We start from the raw sequence: 20,750 nt of genomic DNA, 5'->3' as shown, positions 1-20,750 counted from the left end.
GTTATTCTAACATTTGTATTGACATGTTAGGATAGTTTACATAGAATTATAGATAAGATCATTTACTGGAAGGTTGAGAGCGATGAGTGATGATATTCGGAGAAATATGGCATTGTTTCCAATCGGTATCGTAATGAAGCTCACGGATTTAACTGCACGTCAAATCCGATATTATGAACAGCATGAGCTTATTGTGCCTGCACGTACTTCAGGGAACCAGCGTCTGTTTTCATTTAACGATGTTGAGCGCCTCCTTGAAATTAAGGGTCTCATTGATAAAGGTGTCAATATTGCTGGCATTAAGCAAGTTATGAATCCGATGAACAAGGAATCCGAAGAAGCGACCGTGATGAATAGAGACACGGAAGAGAAACGGAAAGAGATGAGTGATTCACAGCTTTATCGTATGTTGAAGCAACAGCTGGTAACCGGTAAAAGACCGGGTCAAGTATCCCTTATTCAGGGAGAATTGTCTCGCTTTTTCAAATTATAAACGTTGGGAGAGGTTATGTTGAGTTACTCAAAAGAAGATATTATGCGCATTGCCAAGGAAGAAAATGTTCGCTTTATCCGTTTGCAATTTACCGATCTACTTGGAACAATTAAAAATGTAGAGATTCCGGTAAGCCAATTGGAAAAAGCTCTTGATAACAAAATGATGTTTGACGGTTCATCGATCGAAGGTTATGTTCGGATCGAAGAGTCCGATATGTACTTATATCCAGACCTTGAAACATGGGTGATTTTCCCTTGGGTAACTGAGGGTCGTGTTGGTCGACTGATTTGTGATGTGTATATGCCGGATGGAACTCCATTTGAAGGCTGTCCTCGTGGAATTTTGAAACGTGCTCTTAAGGAAGCGGAAGAATTAGGTTATACAGCAATGAACGTAGGTCCGGAGCCGGAGTTTTTCTTGTTCAAGACAGATGAGAAAGGTAACCCAACTATGGAGTTGAATGACCAAGGTGGTTACTTTGATCTTGCACCAACAGATCTTGGTGAAAATTGCCGTCGTGAAATTGTTTTGCAATTGGAGGAAATGGGCTTTGAAATCGAAGCTTCCCACCATGAAGTAGCTCCTGGTCAACATGAGATCGACTTTAAATATGCAAAAGCAATTAAAGCGGCTGACCAAATTCAAACCTTTAAATTGGCAGTTAAAACAATTGCTCGTCATCACGGCTTACATGCGACATTTATGCCGAAACCATTGTATGGTGTAAGTGGTTCGGGTATGCATTGTAATCAATCACTATTCAAAGGCAAAGTAAATGCATTTGTAGATGAGAATGATTCAATTGGCTTGAGTAAAGATGCACGCCATTATATGGCAGGTATTCTGAAGCATGCACGTGCGTATGCAGCTATTACTAACCCAACTGTTAATTCATACAAACGCCTTGTTCCTGGTTATGAGGCTCCTTGCTATGTTGCTTGGTCTTCCAGTAACCGTAGCCCAATGGTTCGTATCCCGGCTTCTCGCGGTCTTAGTACCCGTATTGAAGTTCGTAACCCGGACCCTTCAGCTAACCCATACCTTGCACTTGCTGTAATGCTCAAAGCAGGTCTTGACGGAATTAAGAACGAATTGCCACTCGCAGCTCCAATAGATCGCAATATCTACATCATGACTGAAGAAGAATTGATCGAAGAAGGAATTCCAAGTTTGCCAGCTAACCTCAAAGAAAGTCTGGACGAAATGCTGCGCAGCGAATTGGTTGCTGATGCACTTGGCGAACACGCACTAACTCACTTCTATGAATTGAAAGCTATCGAATGGGACATGTTCCGCACTCAAGTACACCAATGGGAACGTGATCAATACATCTCTTTGTACTAATTAACATTAGTAATTGTAAACCTCTGATAATTCTGACTGACAGTTGGAATCATCAGAGGTTTTTTTATCGGAAAAAAGATGATTATTGTGCAAGGTTAGTATTAGGTGGAAGGTGGGAAATGGAGGGACATGAGGGACCTTATTATGTGGAATAGGGGCTGATGTGTCCATAAAGTGGGGGAATTAAGGCATATATGCAAATAAAGAATGGAGAAGACTTAAAATCATAAGTCCTCTCCATGGGCCCTCAAACTAAGCTTTAATGTCGATATTACCGCCTAAATGTGGTTGAATGCTCTGCTCCATCATTTTGATGAGTGCCTCACCATTTACCTCTGCTTGATCTTTTGACATCTTTAATACCGAGATGCTTACTGCTTGTTTCAGGTTGCTTTGAGAAAGACCAATGGATAACGCAGCAACGTCCATAGTTTCTACCTCCTAGTTGTTTGAATGGGCTACATAAATGTTATCGGTTATTTTATGATAGAATTAAACAGAGTTTGTTTGTTGCGTTAATATCTGATAGTAACACTAGTTCCGATCGGAACTATACCTGCTAATTGAACGACATCCTCATTGTGCATTCTTATACAGCCGTGAGAAACCTCGTGACCTATTGAAGAGGGGTCGTTTGTTCCATGAATTCCATAATGAGGTCTGGATAAGCCCATCCAATAAGCACCAAAAGGGCCTCCCGGATTAGGAGCCTTATTGATGATTGTGTATGAACCGACTGGAGTCTGCGTTAACATTTTACCGATTCCAACCGGATATCCTTTAATAACGATGTTGTTATCCAATAAATACAGCATTCGGTCAGACAAATCGACGATGATGCGATAGTTTGGCATATAGTTATTTGCCTCCGTTTTTTATCTAGTTTATGACCCATAGACTAAGGTTGATTGGGCAATTTCACATATATGGAGCTGAGAAGATGGGAACTCGGGAAATAGTATTCACGTCAATATGCGAAAAATTAAAAAACGCGGCGGAATTTGAAGAATTGGAAATGCTTCTAATGAATGAGTCGAATTTACCTGGACCACGCGGGAATTTGGAGCTGGCTGCTTTTTTTGCGGATCAATATCAATCAACTGTTGTAACAGATAAAATGTGGGAGCTTTTATTGAGATGGGTGAAATATGATGAGAGACAGGCTGATACTAATGATCCTCGTGTGTTTTTGCCGTTTTGTGCGATTCAAGCGATGGGAGCCTTGTACATATATGCGAATGAAGCTAGGAGGGAGCTCATTACAATCGAAATTGTCAAAGCCATGAATGATACTCGCTGGAGAATACGGGAGGGAGCAGCTATGTCACTGCAAAGAATTGGAGAGAAACAATTTGTAGTCATACAAAACCTGTTCGAACGTATGTACCATAATGCTAGTCTGTTAGAAAAACGTGCGTTTGTAGCTGCAATGGCACATCCTCCCCTTTTGAAACAAGAATCTAATACACGTTTTTCAATAAAATTATCTGAAAGAATTCTCGATGATATTGTTTTAGATGACACATTAGGCAAATCAGAGGATTATCGGGTTTTATCCAAAGGATTGGAGTATGCACTAAGCGTGTTCGTGGAGAAATTGCCTGTGGAAGGTTTTGCGCTTCTTAATAAATACTCGGACAAAGGGGACAAAAGAATAAACAAGATTATTAAGTCAAACCTCGGTAAGTCACGTATTGCTAAAAAATATTCTGATGAAGTAGAACATACTATCGCATTGTATGGTTTTTGATAGAAATAGAAGAGGCTGTCCCAAAAGTTATCTAAGATAACTTTGAGGGACGCTTCTTGTTTAGCAGTGTAAAGGCAAGATATCAGGAAAAGGATGCAAAAATACAGTTTTTTTAAAGTAGCTACCGAAGGATGAACAAAAGCCTGCCAAAATGCAGGAATGTGGTTCAGAATAGACTAGTTTGAAGAGAATCCTTAGAGAAAGCCTGCACATTTGCAGCAATTTAGGACATTTAGTGGATTTGCATGATCAGAACCTGCACATTTGCAGGAATTCCGCATCATGACACTATTACACATGAGATACAGTCATAGAATCTGGCAAAATCAAGCGGTGCAGGATCATCTTCCTAGCACCGCTATTTCTAGTTTTGACGCTAACCCTACTTTTGGGACAGCCCCTTCATTGTACATACGAATTAATGCATGTCTCGGAACAAGCCGACGACTTTGCCGAGAATACTTACATGCTTCAACCGAAGAGGCTCCATCGCAGGATTCTCTGGTTGTAATCTAATATGATCCTTCTCTTTATAAAAAGTCTTGACTGTAGCTTCATCTTCTTCAGTCATCGCGACGACGATATCTCCATTGTTCGCGGTTTGTTGCTGACGAACAATTACATAATCACCGTTATGAATGCCTGCTTCAATCATACTATCTCCTATAACAGATAACATGAAGACTTCACCATCTCCAGAGTAGTGCTGGGGAAGAGGGAAATAATCTTCAATGTTCTCAGTTGCCGTGATCGGAACACCTGCAGTTACCTTACCGATTACCGGCACTCTGGCTACACTATGTGAGAATAAGCTAGCGTTCTCTGACTCATCATGTCCTAGTAATTCTATAGCCCGAGGTTTGGTAGGGTCACGCCTAATAAAACCCTTCTTCTCCAAACGGTCAAGATGACCATGTACAGTTGAACTGGAAGCCAGTCCAACAGCCTCACCAATTTCACGTACAGATGGTGGATAACCTTTCAATCGGACTTCATTTCGTATAAATTCAAGAATTGCTTGTTGTCGGCTAGAAACCTTAGACATACTAATCAACCCCACTTAGTAACGTTTGGGAAAATTATAACATAGAACTACCGTTCGTACAAACATAAGTTCTAAGTTTTAAAATATTAACCAATGAAAGAATTAATAAAATAGGAACAATTGTTCTAAAATCTATTGAAACAAACAAATGTTCGTGTTATAGTATTTGTAAATAACAGAACACTTGTTTGGAGTGGTGATAATGTTGAGATATAGTACATATAAGAGTATTTATGATAATAAGCCTGCAACACGCAACCATTTGAATATCAATATTACGATTGAAGGTTTGCTTCGTCGTCGCGGAAGCTTAATAAAGATTGTTGCTCTTGTTTTGTTCTTAACAGTTACTACTACTGGAATGGTTACTGCATTTGCATCTAATGGTCATGAGAAGGATAATACTTCTTATGAGACGGTAATAGTTATGCCTGGAGATACATTGTGGGAAATTGCAGCCAATCATAAGCCTAACGGTAAAGATACAAGAGTCTATATAGATGAAATAAAACGGGTTAACAAGATGGTAGTAAGCTCAATTCAAGCTGGGGATACTCTGCTGTTACCGGAAATTTAATGATATGATTTATGTTATGTTTAAGAGCTTGTCTGATGCGAGATCATCGCCTTGACAAGCTCTTTTTATCATGTCAAAGTATAAATTGATGCCTAAAACGATTATTATGATTTTATTGAGGCTAAACAGGAGGGAATTATGGATATAGATTCTTTGGTGGAGCGCATTAATGAATTGGCTCGCAAGCATAAATCAGTTGGATTGACTGAGGAAGAGAAAGCCGAGAGAGCAGAGCTTCGTGAAGTTTATTTGCAGAACATTAGAAAAAACTTTCGTCAACAGCTTGACTCCATTGAAATTGTCGATGAGTAAGTAGAGCCAGCCGCAAGGTTTGGCTATACATAAATTGAAATTTATGCAGCTTAATTGGGAGGAAAATGGAATGGGTTCATTTGACAGAAAAGTAGAGCGTAACCAGATTAAGATGAACAAGAAAGGAAAAGGTCCTGTCATTAATAAAGGTGGTGGCAATCCTCGAACCAGTCTTGGGGCTAAAGGAGAAGGAGAATTGTTTCAAGGCCGCAAGATTATTTTGCCTGTGGCATTAGTATTGCTTGCAGGACTATATGGTGGTATAGGTCTTATTGGCAACTCGTCAGAGTTGAACTCAAGCTTATACTGGATAACAATTGGGTTGTACTTGCTTTTAGCTTTGACCATTTTCCTAAGAAAGCCATATCTGCGTGTGAACAAAAACTGGCTCTATACATCTAGATTCAATAGAGATAAGCTGCTGGAAGCTGGAAATATCAAAAGTATCAAGGTAAGCCGTAATAAAGTAACCATTGTTCCAAAAAGCAAGGATACAAATTGGATCTTTTATCGTACGCGTAATCTATTTAATACTGCTGCGATGGGTGATACTTTGGAGCAGTTCGCCAAAGCGTATCAAGTGTCTTTTGAAAGAGAATAGTAATCGATCAATTAAAATTATGTGTAAGAATTGAATTGTATAGAGGAGAGGAACGGTTAATATGGCTATTAAAGCGGTATGTTTTGATTTGGACGACACATTGCTCTGGGATGAGCGAAGCGTAAGAGAAGCATTTGAAGAAACTTGCCGTAAGGCGCAGGCTGAGGCTGGAGTCGATCCATCTAAACTTGAAGAAGCGGTGCGTAAGGAAGCAAGAGAACTGTATGAATCCTACGAGACGTTTCCATTTACCAAATTAATCGGGATCAATCCTTTTGAAGGACTCTGGGCTAATTTCACAGCGGGCGAACAACCGGAATTCCGTAAACTGGAGCAATTAGCGCCAGTATATCGCAAAGAGTCATGGCGTCGTGGACTGCTTGCTCTTGGTATTGATAATGAGAATCTTGCCGCGGAGCTTGCAGAAATGTTCGGTAAGGAACGCCGTTCCCGTCCACATATTTATGAAGAGACCTTTACAATTCTGAATGAATTGAAGGGAAATGTTAAATTGCTGCTTTTAACCAATGGTTGTCCTGCGCTTCAGCAAGAAAAGCTGGATGGAGTACCTGAGTTGACTCCTTATTTTGATGAAATTATTATTTCAGGGAACTTTGGAAAAGGAAAGCCGGATGCGACGATCTTCCATCATGCGCTTGATAAGCTCGGCGTGGAGCCTAAGGAGGCTATCATGGTTGGGGACAAGCTGACAACGGATATTAAAGGTGCTCTTGGAGTTGGAGTTACGGCGGTGTGGATCAACCGTGATGAAAAAACTCGTGACGATGAAATTGTGCCAAATTACGAAATCAAACATTTATCACAATTACATGACATTATAAAAGAGCTTTCTTAATTTGCTACGAACGGGTGAAGGGAGATCAAAGTGAAGATTAGAAGATGGTTTACCGTAAGTCTTGTGATCATACTGGTTTTTATCGTTAATGGATGCGGTAAAAGCAGTAACACTTCAGGACATTCCGCACATAACGGAGGAGACACTGTCCCACAACCGATTGAAGTTCACCTTCAAGTAAATCCGATTGAGGCTAAGGCTGGGGAAACAGTAAAATTCGAAGCTAAAGTGACTCATCAAGGTGATAATGTTGATGATGCCAAAGAGGTTATGTTTGAGTTTTGGAAAGACGGCGAAGCCGAAGACAAGCATCAAAAAGTAACGGTCGATAGCTCGGGTGACGGAGTGTATGTGTTGGAGCAAGCCTTTGAGGAGGCTGGTACTTATCATGTAATTTCGCATGTCACAGCCAAAGATCAGCATTCTATGCCTTCAACTGAATTCACAGTGAAATAATAAAAACTGCCTTTTCCTGATTTTCCGGAGGGGCAGTTTTTATTATGGTTGAGTTGTGTAATATCATATTGAACTAAGCCTTTTAAGCTCCTTAATTTCAGCGTTATAGGTATTTAAAATTTCGGCTTTTTGTTCGTCATTTAGAGTGAAGTTATCATGTAAAGCATTAGGGATTTTATCTGTATTCCAGTGTTCATAAATAACATCAAATTGAGAAAGTAAATCCCGAACATTTTCTTCGCCGGCAATAATTTCATTCGTGTTTCTTATTCTTATTTCCGCCATAGGATTACCCCGCTTTCGGTGAGCTTGATAGAATTATATCTGATGTGAACACTATTGTCGACAGTTTATTTAAAATTTAAAATCATGAATATAGTCAGGAATAGCAAGAGAAGTCCATTTTGAAATGTGACTTTTCTTCCACGCTTTAATCTGATAAACTAAAAATTAATGTTTCACAGGAGGGGTCAGAACGTGAGTAAACCAAGTTTAGAGTCAAGAATGAAAGAACGAATATTAATACTTGATGGTGCTATGGGCACTATGATCCAGCAGGAGAACTTGTCAGCAGCTGATTTTGGCGGGGAAGAGCTGGATGGCTGTAATGAAATGCTCGTGCTCACCCGACCTGATATTATTCAGAAAATTCATGAACAATACTTTGAGGCTGGCGCTGATCTTATCGAAACTAACACGTTCGGTGCAACCTCTGTAGTGCTTGCAGAATATGATTTGCAGGATCGGGCACGTGAAATAAACCTTGCAGCTGCTCAGCTTGCGATCGCTGCAGCTAATAAATACAGCACTCCAGATCATCCTCGTTATGTCATTGGTGCGATGGGACCAACAACAAAGACGCTTTCTGTCACGGGTGGTGTCACTTTTGATGAGTTAAGCGATAGCTATGAAGAGCAAGCTGTAGCGCTTATTGAAGCAGGTGTGGATGCACTGCTACTGGAAACGTCTCAAGATACATTAAACGTAAAAGCCGGAAGTATCGGGATAACTCGTGCTATTGAAGCTACTGGCAAAAAGCTGCCTTTAATGATCTCAGGGACTATTGAACCGATGGGAACGACGCTGGCTGGTCAAAATATTGAAGCATTTTATATTTCACTTGAGCATTTGAACCCAATTTCGATTGGTCTGAACTGTGCGACCGGACCGGAATTTATGAGAGATCATATCAGAACCCTGTCGGAAATGGCGAAGGCAGCTGTTAGCTGCTATCCGAATGCAGGACTTCCAGATGAGAACGGTAATTATCATGAATCACCGGATTCACTCGCTCAGAAGATGTCAGCATTTGCAGAGCAAGGCTGGCTGAATATCGCTGGTGGTTGCTGTGGTACGACACCTGCACATATCGCTGCTATGGCAGATAAATTAAGTCAATATAGTCCACGACCTCTTGCAGGCGAACATCCACCTGCACTGTCCGGAATCGATCCGGTCTATGTTGAATTTGACAACCGTCCTTATATGGTTGGGGAGAGAACAAACGTTCTGGGTTCGAGAAAATTCAAACGCCTCATAGTAGAAGGCAAGTACGAGGAAGCATCTGAAATAGCCCGTGCACAGGTGAAAAACGGCGCTCAAGTCGTTGACGTCTGTGTTCAGGACCCTGATCGTGATGAGTCTGAGGATATTAAACAATTCCTTGAACTTGTTGTGAAAAAGGTAAAGGTACCGCTCATGATCGATACAACCGATCCCAAAGTACTTGACCTGGCGCTTAAATATTGTCAGGGTAAATCAATAATTAACTCCATTAACCTTGAGGACGGCGAAGAAAAATTTGAGAGCGTTACTCCTCTTATTCTTAAGTATGGTGCAGCTGTAGTAGTTGGTACCATCGATGAACGAGGACAAGCTATTACGAGGGAAGATAAGCTGGAGGTTGCCAAACGTTCTCATGATTTACTCGTTAACAAATATGGTTTGAATGCTGAAGATATCATATTTGACCCATTGGTGTTTCCGGTGGGGACTGGTGATGAGCAGTATATTGGCTCTGCCAAGGAAACCATTGAAGGCATTCGTTTGATTAAGGAAGCTTTGCCATCCTGTCATACCGTTCTCGGCATTAGTAACGTCTCCTTTGGTTTGCCGGAAGCAGGACGTGAAGTTCTGAACTCTGTGTTCCTGTACGAGTGTACTAAAGCAGGTCTGGATTATGCGATTGTGAATACAGAGAAGGTTGAACGTTATGCTTCGATTCCTGAGGAGGAACGTAGGCTTGCAGAAGAACTAATTTACAATACGAACGATGATACTTTGGCTGCGTTTGTTGCGGCCTTCCGTAATAAGAAGGTTGAGAAAAAAGAAAAAGCAGTTAATTTATCTCTGGAAGAACGATTGGCATCTTATGTTGTTGAGGGAACGAAGGAAGGTTTGATTCCGGATCTCGAAGAAGCTTTAAATCGTTATACTGCGCTTGAAGTCATTAATGGCCCTCTGATGGCAGGTATGGGGGAAGTCGGACGGTTGTTCAACAATAATGAGCTGATTGTAGCGGAAGTGCTTCAGAGCGCAGAAGTTATGAAAGCATCCGTAGCATATTTGGAAAACTTCATGGAGAAGAATGAGTCCTCTGTAAAAGGTAAAATTCTTCTTGCGACAGTTAAAGGCGATGTCCATGATATCGGTAAAAACCTTGTCGAGATCATTTTGTCCAACAACGGTTATCATATCGTAAATTTGGGTATAAAAGTACCACCGGAACGGATTATTGAAGCCTACCGAGTGGAAAAGGCCGATGCGATCGGGCTGTCTGGATTGCTTGTTAAATCGGCACAGCAAATGGTATCCACAGCTCAGGATTTACGCAATGCTGGAATTGATGTACCGATTATGGTGGGCGGTGCTGCACTTACTCGCAAATTTACGAAGACGCGTATTCGCCCCGAGTATAACGGCATGGTCGTTTATGCCAAGGATGCGATGGATGGTCTCGATTTGGCGAATAAGCTGATGGACCCTACAAGCCGTGAAGAAATGCGACTCGCTATGGAAGCTGAAAAGGAAGCTGATACGGATACGACAACAGCAAAGCAGCTGCCGGAGCTTACTAGAGCGGTGAGATCAAATATTTCAACAGATGCACCTGTCTTTATACCACCTGATTTGGATCGCCACGTATTGCGTGATTACCCAATCAATCATATTATCCCGTATATCAACATGCAGATGCTTCTGGGACATCACCTCGGTCTACGTGGATCAGTTGAGGGATTGCTGGCATCAGGTGATGAAAAAGCAGCTTCCCTGAAAGCAACCGTTGATGAATTACTGCAAGGAGCTGTGTTAAATGGTATAATACGTGCTCAAGCGATGTACCGGTTTTTCCCGGCTCAATCGTCAGGAAATGATATTATCATTTACGATCCTGAGGATCACACCAAGGTTCTGAAGACATTTAGTTTCCCTAGACAACGTGTTGAACCGTTCTTGTGTCTGTCAGACTTTTTGAAATCTGTAGACAGTGGTGTTATGGACTATGTTGGATTTCTGGTAGTAACGGCAGGACAGGGAATTCGTGAGCTGTCTGAAGAAATGAAAAACAAGGGTGACTATCTTCGTTCGCATGCACTTCAATCCCTTGCGCTTGAAACCGCTGAAGCATTAGCAGAACGCGTTCACCATATGATGCGCGATACATGGGGCTTCCCTGATCCGCATGATATGACGATGAAGCAGCGTCATGGAGCAAGATATCAAGGAATTCGGGTATCCTATGGATATCCTGCCTGCCCTGATCTCGAATATCAGGCGCCATTATTTGAACTTATGAAGCCGGAGGATATAGGCGTGCATTTGACTGAAGGCTTTATGATGGAGCCGGAAGCTTCAGTGTCTGCTATGGTATTTGCACACCCTCAAGCACAATATTTTAACGTTGATAAAGCTTAATGATGACTTATTATGTTCTACGGCAAAACCCTCCGAATATTCGGAGGGTTTTGGCAGTCGTAGAGACAGCTGGCAGAACAGTGAGGAGGATGTAAGGTGGAATTATATTTTATGGGAACGAACGCTGGTGTACCTTCGTTAGAAAGAAATGTGACTTCACTTGCACTTCGATTATTTGACGAGAGACGCACGTTCTGGTTGTTCGATTGTGGCGAGGCAACCCAGCATCAGATATTACGTTCACCGCTGAAGCTGAGTAAGCTTGAGTATATTTTTATTACTCATCTGCATGGGGATCATCTTTTTGGACTTCCGGGACTTATATCCAGCAGAGCTTATCAGGGAGGCAACACACCTCTTACTTTGTTCGGGCCACCAGGACTAAAAAAATTTATTATGACCGCACTTGAGATTAGTGAGTCGAGAATTAGCTACTCGCTCGAAGTAGTCGAGCATGAAGGAGGCATTCTTTTTGAGGATGAGTCTTTTTGTGTTGAATCGGCATTGCTGGATCATCGGATCGATAGCTTCGGTTACCGGATTACGGAGAAAGACCAGCCTGGAAAGCTTGATATTGAAATGCTGGCGAGACATGGTATCAAGCCCGGACCGATGTATGGCAAGCTAAAGCGGGGAGAAAGCATCAATTTACCAGATGGGTCTCTTTTGCATTCTACAGATGTACTCGGTATCTCGAAGCCTGGACGGATTGTAACTATACTTGGCGATACGAGACCATGTGAAGCAGCAGTACAGCTCGCACAAGATGCAGATGTATTGGTTCATGAATCCACGTTTTTACATGAACTCGCTGAGACGGCATATACTTATCATCACAGCACGACCAAGCAGGCGGCAGAAGCCGCTAAGAGAGCCGGAGCAAAACAATTGTTTCTAACCCATTTCAGCTCAAGATATAAATATAATGATCAATTGCAACAGCTTGAAAGAGAAGCCAGAGAGGTATTTCCTCAATCGGATCTGGCAAGGGAGCATGTAATGTATCCTATTCTAAGACATGGGTAATAAAGAAGATAATAAAAATTATTTTCCGGGAAAGCGCAGGAAGCGACAGGAGCATCAAACTTTGGAGAAAATTTGCCAAATCTTTGTCAACCTAGGTACAATGATAAGGTAGATGCTACTATGATTTTTGCATGAAAGGAAGTATTCATCATGACAGCTTCTTGGAAAGCTTATCTTATAGATTTAGACGGAACCTTATATCATGGAAGTCGTATTATACCGGGAGCGGCGCAATTGATATCTGATTTGAATGCTCAAGGGATTCCCCATTTATTTGTTACTAACAATTCATCTCGAACTCCTGGTGAAGTAGCTGCACATCTTCGGGAAATGGGTATTGCTGCTGAGGAACAGGAGGTATGCACATCTGCTGTCGCAGGGGCAGAATATATTGCGTCAATAGAACCTGGTGCAAAGGTGGCGCCAATTGGTGAATTTGGACTGTTGAATGCGTTGCGTGAAGCAGGTTTGACTGTGGAGAAGGATCATCCTGATTTTGTTATACAAGGGATAGACCGTTCCTTTACATATGAAACTTTAACCCGGGCCACACAGTGGATTTCTGCCGGAGCTCGTTATGTTTTGACAAATCCTGATTTGCTTTTGCCGTCGCAGGAGGGGCTTATGCCGGGAGCAGGAACTATTTCAGCGGCCATTCAAGCAGCAACTGGAGTAGAACCAGTAATTATCGGTAAACCTTCAAGTATACTCATGAATTTCGCTATCGATCGGCTTGGGCTGCGCAACGAAGAGGTTGCTGTCATTGGAGACAACATGTTAACGGATATTTCAGCTGGAGTTCATGCGGGATGCGGCACGATTCTTGTATTGACTGGTTTAACTACAAACGACAACTTACAGAGATTTATTGATGCTTCAGGTGTACAGCCAGATCACGTTTGCAACGATTTGGAAGAACTTCGAAATATGATCTGTAGTACAGCAGCAATCTAATTAAGCATTATGTGAATAAAGGGGAAGATGAGCCATGCCGGAACTGCCGGAAATGGAAAATTATCGAATACAACTCTCGAAGTATATATTGGATCTTCCAATTACCGAGGTTATCGTAAATCGGGATAAATCAATCAACTTGGAAGTCGCGGATTTTATTCATGAATTAAACGGTAGACAAGTGATTTTTGTGGAACGTCGCGCCAAGCATCTTTTGTTTCATTTGGACAATGGGCGTCGTCTTATCCTGCACTTGATGCTGGGAGGAATAATTTATTTAGGCAATAAAAATGATCGACCTTCGCGCAATACACAAATAGAAATCAGCTTTGGCGATGAGTGGGTTCTATATTTTATAGGATTAAGACTTGGCCACCTGCATTTGTTAACTGCAAAAGAGGCTGAAGAAAGCTTGGCCCATCTTGGGATTGAGCCATTTGGACGCAAAATGAATGAGTCTGTGTTCGTATCTCTCCTGAAAGGAAGAAGAGGCAGTCTCAAAACGGCTCTTGTTAATCAGGAAATTATCGCAGGCATTGGTAATTGTTATGCTGATGAAATTGCATATGCAGCTGAGCTCAGACCGTCGGTCAAACTGCAAAGTTTGCAAGCCGAGGATTTTGAACGACTATATATTGCGATGAGAGAGGTTCTAAGTGAAGCAACAGAAGCGGGTGGATATATGGAAATGCCGCTAACTAAGGACGATACGCTGACTGGTGGAGCAAATGATCTGTGCCGGGTATATGACCGGGGAGGAGAAGTATGTCCACGCTGCGGAGATACTATCGTAAAGAGCGAATTGAACGGACGTAAAGCATTCTATAGTCCGGGATGTCAGCATGACCGCTAACCTTAAAATCGGAGCACATTTGAGCATTAAAAAAGGATATTTTGGAGCTGCAAAAGAGGCTTTTCGACACGGGATGGGGGCTTTTCAATATTTCCCTAAAAATCCTCGAAGTCTTTCCGTCAAAAGCTTTGATCTCCGAGATGCCGAGCAGTGTAGAGAATTTTGCCTTACACATCAAATAGTTTCGGTAGCTCATACTCCTTATCCGAGCAATTTGGCGATTGATCGACAGGTTGAGCCTGAACAATTTCAAAGGATCGTGATGTCGCTTCGCAATGACTTGGAAATTGCAGAGGCATGTGGTTCAATTGGGATTGTTGTCCATTTCGGCACATTTAAGGCAAGAAACCCCTTACATGGATATCAAAATATTATACAATGTATTAATGAGGTGCTATTAGGCTGGAATGGCAGTTCTAAATTGTTGATCGAGAATCAGGCAGGTAATCATGGCGATATGGGGATGACGATGGAGGAAATGATTTCAGTCAAGAAGCTTTGCGCATCGCCAGAGCATATGGGTTTTTGTCTGGACACGTGCCATGCGTTTGCATCCGGACTATGGCCAAGCAACAAGAATATGGATCGTTATTTTTCACTGAAGGGAAGTCAGCTCGATTATTGGGAAGGATTATCCGTTATACATTTGAATGATTCCAGATATCCAGGTCTATCGCGAAAGGATCGACATGCGAGAGTGGGTCAAGGCTATATTGGTGAGGCAGGATTTAAGGATTTGTTTCAACGGGAAGCGCTAAGAGAATTATTAACTCAAGAAATACCGCTTATTTTTGAAACTGAACCTGGTGAAGATGGAACATACAGCGAGGATATGAAAAAAGTTCAGAGGTGGATAAATGCCTAGCGGTGGAAATACCACAGAAGGGAAGAACAACTGTGATTCATTTATATATGGACGACTTTCGTCGTTGTCCACAAGGCTTTACATTGGCACGAACAGTGGATGAATGTCTTGAAGTGTTAAGGTTAACCGAAGTAGACATTTTATCGTTGGATTATGATATGGGTCCAGGGGAGAAGACTGGAACTGATATGGTTAAAGCAATGGTACAGGAAGGTCTGTATGCTCGTGAAATTTATTTGCATACTTCGAGCATGTACGGAAAGAAAAGTATGTATGAGCTGCTGTATCAGAACAAACCAGAACATGTTATTTTACACAATGGTCCTATTCCTTTTGATCTTCTTGATGAAATAGAAATGGAAAGTGAACGTAAGGCTGGGAAATAACAGCAAACTTGAGGGTTTAGATCGTAGAATCGCATTTACTTCTGGAGGTTTAAAGTTTGAATCATCATAATACACAAGAGAATGAACTAAATGTAATATCAACAAAATATGTCTGTACGGCGAACCATGGATTTGCTCCATATGCTCAGGAAGAGCTGAGAAGAAGCTTCGGCTCGGTGAAGAGCACTATTCTTGTACCAGGTGAGGTTTTTGTTGCCACTCTTCTGGACAGTGAGGAACATGTTATAGAGAAGCTTGAGTCTTCTAGCCCTATGTTTCTTCGTCACATGTTTAAGATAAGCTGGGAATGGAGCTCCAACGAGTCGACTGATTGGAAGAGTGGTTTGATCCAGTATTTGTTGGACAATTCTAAACTTAATGGCTCCAAGGTATCGATCCAGACACGGAAAACAGAACATTCGTTATGGGAAGGCAGTTCCTCCGAGCTAAAAGATGCGATTCAAAATGAATTATCTGGCCTTGAGGCCAATTTTGTTGTACGTGATGCCGACTGGATTATTTCAATTATGGCTGCAAAAGATACTATATTCGCAGGAGTTACGTCCCCGGAACAGAATTTATCGGATTGGAACGGGGGTGCTATTCGTTTTCAGCGAGAAGAAGGACAAATCTCCAGAGCAAAATTTAAATTACTGGAAGCTGAACAGGTCTTTGGTATTGATTTTACTTCATTTCATGAGGCGCTTGATATCGGTGCTGCCCCTGGCGGGTGGACTTCATTTTTGCTTGAGCGAGGACTAAAAGTTACAGCAGTTGACCCTGCTAAAATACATCCTTCTTTACTCCGATCTCCGAATCTCACGTATGTGCAGAAAAATGCGAACAGCGTTAAATTTAGAGATAACCAGTTTGATTTGCTAGTCTGTGACATGAGCTGGAGTCCTAAATTAACTGCGAAGCTGGTTACTGATCTATTGTTTTCTCTAGTACCAGGAGGAACAGCGGTCGTAACGGTGAAGCTATTAAGCAAGAAGCCAATGGCTCTTATTCAGGATGTTATTCATACGTTCCAGGATTCAAGAATGCAGATACAGCGGGCCAAACAATTATTTCATAATCGGGATGAAATCACGATATATATGATTAAATATTAATGTCGTTAATTAATATTTTGTAAAATAGTGCTTTACATTTCAAGTAATTCTGTTCTATACTAATTCCAAAATTATACAATCGTTGCAGGGAAAGTATCCCATGTTTGTATTCAGTCGTTTGGCTGGGACGAGCATTGGAGACTTTCCCTTTTTTGCGTCTTGAAAGGAGGATTAAGCACAAAGTTGACTCTGGAATCTGGATTGGTTAAAGGCGCTATTCTGGCACAAAGATATCAAATTGAACATTTAATCGGTGTAGGAGGAATGAGTCGGGTATATTTGGCTTCAGATTTAAAACTGCCGGGGAAGAGGTGGGCGATAAAGGAAAGTTCTGTATCAGCAAACAGAGGTGATCATTTAGCAGAGGAAGCAGAGGTATTAATTTCGCTCCAACATCACCGCTTACCACATATTGTCGATTTTTTTCATTTAAGCAACACTGGATTTTGCTATCTTGTCATGGATTTCATCGAAGGTGTTCATCTCGACAAATATGTAATGGGAAAAGGGGGACTTTCGTTTGAAGAGCTTATAAAAATTGGGGTGCAAATTTGTGAAGGACTTCAATATTTACATGATCATCAGCCTCCGATCATTCATCGGGATTTAAAGCCTTCCAACTTATTAATTAATAGCAAGCTGGAGATCACATTTATCGATTTTGGCATAGCTCGTACGTATAAAGAAGCTTCACAGGAAGATACGGTCAAGCTTGGCACAGTCGGCTTCGCTGCCCCTGAACAATATGGGGGTAAGCAAAGTGATGGAAGAGCTGACTTATATTCACTTGGAGCGTTGCTTTTGTATCTCGGAACAGATTGTCAATATACGTTGTGGTCTGATGATGCTGATAAAAGGCTTCGAAATAAAGGATTTGCACACATATCGCCTATCCTGTGTCGTTTATTACGTACTAGTCCGGAGGATCGTTATAACACTGCTCATCAAACTGCTGAAGCCTTAAAACTATTACTGCAAACATCACAAAAGCCATCGGATCGTTCTTTTGCTGTAACAACATATCGACGACCTTTTGTAATTGCAGTTATGGGTACTGGCCCAGGTATAGGAGTTACGCATTTATCTATTGCTATAGCGCATCTCTTATCTCGTCGTGCTGAGAAGGTAGCGATTATTGAATTGGACCCCAAATCAACAGCCTTTACAGCATTGTCCGAGATATTTGAAGCGGAGAAAGGGATATTTCGAAATAACGCTAAATTATCACATTTACAGAATAAGGGGTTTCAAATCAAAGGGGTTCAGTATATTCGATCACCTGCAAGAAATGAGCTGTTGGCATTATTTTCAGACTATTATGAATTTGTAATTTGCGATCTGGGGTCCGGTCGTCGGAAAGAGTGCCTGGAGGAATTCCAACGAGCAGATTTATCTTTATTAGTATGCTCTGGAGCAGAATGGCGGCAGGAAGAACTGGTGACATTTGCCGACCAATTCAAGGATGTTCGCGCAGCATCAAAATGGATTTGCTGTGTCCCATTCGGCAGGAAGGAGATCGTTAGACAGCTTCGGAAAACAAGCGGAATTAAGGAGGTATATTCTTTTCCTGCTGAGGCGGACCCGTTTTCACCTTCTGGGTTTACGGAGGAAGTATTTATGGAAGTGTGTGGTGATGCTCTGCCTCAGAACATCATCCAGCAACGAAGTGGATTCGGGTTAGGTAGAAAACGATGGAGGAGGAACAATTAGTTGTTAAAAATGAGACAACGAACGAAATTAATGATTTATTCAGGCTTAATAGGCGCTGGAGTAATTGGAGTTTTGTTTGCAGGGTACGCTGTCTATAGTGTTAAACACCTGAATAAGACGAGATCAGCATTGATTCAGCAATACGAGACAGAAATAATACAGCTGAAAGATGAACGAATAAGTACTACTGTAGCTGGTTGGACAACAAAAACAAAGATTACAGCAGGACACAAAATTAGCGAGGGAGATTTGACATCTGTCGAGATGCCGAAGGACAGAGTACCGCAGGATTGGATAACGTCCAAGAAAGATATTGCCGGAAAGGTCGCTAAGGTTTCAATAGGGGCAAATACATTGCTAACCCAAACCTTATTGTTTGAAGAGGAGGCGGCTACTGATGATTTGAGATATCGTGATATGGGCTTTGTAGTTCTTCCGGGAACTCTTGCTAAAAACGATGTAGTAGATATTCGTATCCAGTTTCCGACTGGCCAAGATTATATTTTATTGTCCAAGAAAAAGATACAAAGGTTATCCTCCGGCGTTATGACTATAACGATTAATGAAGGTGAAATATTATCCCTGTCCAGTGCAATTGTAGATGCTTATTTGCATAAGGCTTCTATCTACGCGCTGCTCTATGTAGAGCCATATTTGCAGAGTAAGGCCATTCCGACTTATCCGGTAAATCAAGCGGTACTGGATTTAATTAAACGTGACCCCAACATTGTGAACATGGCGGAACAAGCCTTGCAACTATCATCCAGATCTGGTCTGGAATCGGATTTATCGGTTCTGTCACCTGATAAGGTCGTAAATTATGCCGCACAGCAGGCTAGTGAAGTGAATAAAGCAGACTCAATGGAGATTGAGGAGTCTTTTGTAATGTCCAAATAGAAAGGGGGATGACGTGGTGAAGTCTTGGATTTTTGCAGGAAAAAGCGATAAGCGCGATTTGCTTCTTTATTTATGCAAGCTGTTGTCAACTTCTTATCAGAGAGTTCTATTAGTTGATGTTACTGATTTTCGAAAATACCGCTATACAATCGGGAGTGCTGCTGTGCATCTGCCTTTGATGCAATTTTCTGGATTTGACGTTTCTGACGGATTACCTGACTTGACTCAAGCAGCATATGATTATGTTCTATATGATGTGGAATCCTTTCATATTGGTTACAATTTGTGGGCATCCGCTGATCAAATTGTATGGGTAACGTCTTTTGATCGGTATGAAGTAGAGAGCAGTGCGGAATGGTTCCGTCTGTTATTGGCAAGATGGCCGCAATTGACGAATATGGAAGTTCTTCCGATCTATGTTCGAACTGTAGATAGCTTCTTAACCTCAGAATACATTATGAGCTTTATGGAAGATATCCCCGTCAATTGGAGCCACGCTGAAATATGGATTCCGTGGAATGAGATAAATGTTGCAGTTCAGATAGAAAATGAACATGCGCAGCTGCTTAAGATGCAAGGAATTTCGAGATCTTACAAACGTGCCCTTCGTCTTCTAATGGGAAGACTTACTGGATGGGGAACAGCAGAAACAAGAAGAGCGCTGCGTGTCGTTGAAAGGAGACGGGCATGAGAATTGTATTTAGTGATAGCGGCAATGGAATCTCTGGTGAGTTGGCTGCAGCGGTGGGACTGAGCATCGCTCTGAAATTTCAGCATCAGGTTCTACTAGTTAATGAACAATGTGCTGAATCAGGAATCGAGTATGGATTTAATATTCCTAAGATGTTGTTGGTTGAGCAAGCAACGAGTCAGGCTGCGTTGCAGTTGCCTGAACATGGTGTAGACTCTCTCTTGCGTTTATCCTCTAATCAAAAGTTGAATAACCACAATATAACGGATTACACTTATCCGGTCATTCCGGGACGTCTGGATTTAGCTTCAGGTAGAATTCTCCCGCATCAAGGCGGTGTCCCTTCAGGGATGCTTAAAAGTTCCATGAAGTCATTGTATACAGTGGCAGAGGGTGTATATGACATTGTGATACGAAATCAATCTGTTTGTAACAAATGCAGCAGCTTGATCATGTGTCCATGTTCGCAATCGTTGATCATTAACGATATAGATCGGGAGAATGAAATAAACATTATGATTTTAGAGCAGAAGAGGTCTGATTTTGAACAGGCTTATAGGCGATCCCTTGAAGATCATCGAATGAATTATAACGCTATCGTGATCGCAAATTATGATAACAATTCCAAATGGAGTATTAACAATATCAGGCGCAAGTATGATTTTAAGGTTCCTGTTTATGGAGTGGCGAGTGATACCGAATTTAAGGATGCGTGGAATGACAAGGACATCGTTCGTTTTTTTAGAAGAAATTTACTTTTGTCAAATCATGGTCGAAAACGCGATTCTTTATTATTCGGATTGTTGGAGTTATCAGAGGCATTGCTCAGTATGATTGGGCAAACTCCTAACCTTACTAATCGTGATTCATGTTCGAGTGGTGTCAAGGGGGCTTGAGTGCT

At 41.6% G+C, this 20,750-nt stretch carries 23 protein-coding genes; 19 read left to right on the top strand and 4 right to left on the bottom strand.

Translation table 11 applies throughout. The annotated features are described in order from the left end of the window. Window positions 1–82 precede the first annotated feature (82 nt). Both BLS49_RS04630 and glnA read left to right on the top strand, forming a co-directional pair. Complete coding sequence (locus tag BLS49_RS04630; RefSeq protein WP_091227115.1) at window positions 83–493, top strand: MerR family transcriptional regulator; 411 nt, start codon at window positions 83–85, stop codon at window positions 491–493. An 18-nt stretch (window positions 494–511) separates the two neighbouring features. Beyond that, complete coding sequence (gene glnA, locus BLS49_RS04625) at window positions 512–1,840, top strand: type I glutamate--ammonia ligase (protein ID WP_091227113.1); 1,329 nt, start codon at window positions 512–514, stop codon at window positions 1,838–1,840. A 252-nt stretch (window positions 1,841–2,092) separates the two neighbouring features. On the opposite strand, the gene BLS49_RS04620 is transcribed toward glnA, so the two are convergent. Together BLS49_RS04620 and BLS49_RS04615 are read right to left on the bottom strand one after the other, a co-directional pair. Continuing rightward, entirely contained in the window at window positions 2,093–2,269 is a 177-nt protein-coding gene (locus BLS49_RS04620) for a YjfB family protein (RefSeq protein WP_091227112.1), read from the bottom strand. Window positions 2,270–2,355: 86 nt separating this feature from the next. Further along, window positions 2,356–2,694: a L,D-transpeptidase gene (locus BLS49_RS04615; RefSeq protein WP_091227110.1), complete on the bottom strand. Its 339-nt coding sequence runs from the start codon at window positions 2,692–2,694 to the stop codon at window positions 2,356–2,358. Window positions 2,695–2,780: 86 nt separating this feature from the next. Between BLS49_RS04615 and BLS49_RS04610 the strand changes: the two genes are divergently transcribed. Then, on the top strand, window positions 2,781–3,590 hold the full coding sequence (locus tag BLS49_RS04610; protein WP_091227109.1) for a hypothetical protein: 810 nt from the start codon (window positions 2,781–2,783) through the stop codon (window positions 3,588–3,590). A 418-nt stretch (window positions 3,591–4,008) separates the two neighbouring features. On the opposite strand, the gene lexA is transcribed toward BLS49_RS04610, so the two are convergent. Continuing rightward, the gene (lexA, locus tag BLS49_RS04605) at window positions 4,009–4,635 is read right to left on the bottom strand and encodes a transcriptional repressor LexA (RefSeq protein ID WP_091227107.1); all 627 of its coding nucleotides are present in this window, start codon (window positions 4,633–4,635) and stop codon (window positions 4,009–4,011) included. 202 nt (window positions 4,636–4,837) lie between these two features. Here lexA and BLS49_RS04600 point away from each other — a divergent pair, with 202 nt between their 5' ends. From BLS49_RS04600 to BLS49_RS04580, 5 genes are all read left to right on the top strand, one after another. Continuing rightward, complete coding sequence (locus BLS49_RS04600; protein WP_091227106.1) at window positions 4,838–5,212, top strand: LysM peptidoglycan-binding domain-containing protein; 375 nt, start codon at window positions 4,838–4,840, stop codon at window positions 5,210–5,212. Between the two features lie 138 nt (window positions 5,213–5,350). Next, window positions 5,351–5,524 (top strand): DUF896 domain-containing protein, encoded by a 174-nt coding sequence (locus tag BLS49_RS04595; protein ID WP_091227104.1) that lies wholly within the window; start codon window positions 5,351–5,353, stop codon window positions 5,522–5,524. A 70-nt stretch (window positions 5,525–5,594) separates the two neighbouring features. Continuing rightward, window positions 5,595–6,125, top strand: a complete 531-nt coding sequence (locus BLS49_RS04590; protein WP_091227103.1) for a hypothetical protein — start codon at window positions 5,595–5,597, stop codon at window positions 6,123–6,125. 61 nt (window positions 6,126–6,186) lie between these two features. After that, on the top strand, window positions 6,187–6,981 hold the full coding sequence (locus BLS49_RS04585; protein ID WP_091227101.1) for an HAD family hydrolase: 795 nt from the start codon (window positions 6,187–6,189) through the stop codon (window positions 6,979–6,981). Between the two features lie 30 nt (window positions 6,982–7,011). Beyond that, a complete protein-coding gene (locus tag BLS49_RS04580; protein ID WP_245742269.1) occupies window positions 7,012–7,437 on the top strand; it encodes a FixH family protein in 426 nt (141 codons plus the stop codon). A 63-nt stretch (window positions 7,438–7,500) separates the two neighbouring features. Here the strand turns inward: BLS49_RS04580 and BLS49_RS04575 are convergent, their stop codons facing one another. Next, window positions 7,501–7,722 (bottom strand): hypothetical protein, encoded by a 222-nt coding sequence (locus BLS49_RS04575; protein WP_091227099.1) that lies wholly within the window; start codon window positions 7,720–7,722, stop codon window positions 7,501–7,503. A 192-nt stretch (window positions 7,723–7,914) separates the two neighbouring features. Between BLS49_RS04575 and metH the strand changes: the two genes are divergently transcribed. The 11 genes from metH (at window position 7,915) to BLS49_RS04520 (ending at window position 20,745) form a co-directional block, all read left to right on the top strand. Continuing rightward, on the top strand, window positions 7,915–11,352 hold the full coding sequence (gene metH, locus BLS49_RS04570; RefSeq protein ID WP_091227097.1) for a methionine synthase: 3,438 nt from the start codon (window positions 7,915–7,917) through the stop codon (window positions 11,350–11,352). Between the two features lie 96 nt (window positions 11,353–11,448). Further along, entirely contained in the window at window positions 11,449–12,378 is a 930-nt protein-coding gene (rnz, locus tag BLS49_RS04565) for a ribonuclease Z (RefSeq protein ID WP_091227095.1), read from the top strand. A gap of 150 nt (window positions 12,379–12,528) precedes the next feature. Further along, window positions 12,529–13,332, top strand: coding sequence for a TIGR01457 family HAD-type hydrolase (locus BLS49_RS04560; protein ID WP_091227094.1), 804 nt, complete (start codon window positions 12,529–12,531; stop codon window positions 13,330–13,332). Between the two features lie 34 nt (window positions 13,333–13,366). Then, entirely contained in the window at window positions 13,367–14,185 is an 819-nt protein-coding gene (locus BLS49_RS04555; RefSeq protein ID WP_091227092.1) for an Fpg/Nei family DNA glycosylase, read from the top strand. Then, window positions 14,175–15,050 (top strand): deoxyribonuclease IV, encoded by an 876-nt coding sequence (locus BLS49_RS04550; RefSeq protein WP_091227091.1) that lies wholly within the window; start codon window positions 14,175–14,177, stop codon window positions 15,048–15,050. Before BLS49_RS04555 ends, BLS49_RS04550 begins: the two co-directional genes overlap by 11 nt. A gap of 32 nt (window positions 15,051–15,082) precedes the next feature. After that, window positions 15,083–15,436, top strand: coding sequence for a cyclic-phosphate processing receiver domain-containing protein (locus BLS49_RS04545; RefSeq protein WP_091227315.1), 354 nt, complete (start codon window positions 15,083–15,085; stop codon window positions 15,434–15,436). Window positions 15,437–15,492: 56 nt separating this feature from the next. Beyond that, entirely contained in the window at window positions 15,493–16,551 is a 1,059-nt protein-coding gene (locus BLS49_RS04540) for an SAM-dependent methyltransferase (RefSeq protein ID WP_091227089.1), read from the top strand. Window positions 16,552–16,734: 183 nt separating this feature from the next. Further along, a complete protein-coding gene (locus BLS49_RS04535) occupies window positions 16,735–18,261 on the top strand; it encodes a serine/threonine-protein kinase (RefSeq protein ID WP_091227088.1) in 1,527 nt (508 codons plus the stop codon). A gap of 9 nt (window positions 18,262–18,270) precedes the next feature. Then, window positions 18,271–19,158 (top strand): SAF domain-containing protein, encoded by an 888-nt coding sequence (locus BLS49_RS04530; protein ID WP_245742274.1) that lies wholly within the window; start codon window positions 18,271–18,273, stop codon window positions 19,156–19,158. A gap of 16 nt (window positions 19,159–19,174) precedes the next feature. After that, a complete protein-coding gene (locus BLS49_RS04525) occupies window positions 19,175–19,849 on the top strand; it encodes a hypothetical protein (RefSeq protein ID WP_091227084.1) in 675 nt (224 codons plus the stop codon). Next, entirely contained in the window at window positions 19,846–20,745 is a 900-nt protein-coding gene (locus BLS49_RS04520) for a hypothetical protein (protein WP_091227082.1), read from the top strand. The genes BLS49_RS04525 and BLS49_RS04520 overlap by 4 nt, the downstream gene beginning before the upstream one ends. Window positions 20,746–20,750: the final 5 nt, after the last annotated feature.

It is taken from the genome of Fontibacillus panacisegetis (assembly GCF_900102215.1).
GTDB lineage: Bacteria > Bacillota > Bacilli > Paenibacillales > Paenibacillaceae > Fontibacillus > Fontibacillus panacisegetis.
Note: the sequence above shows the minus strand (reverse complement) of the source record. Positions and strands in the feature narration are given on the sequence as shown.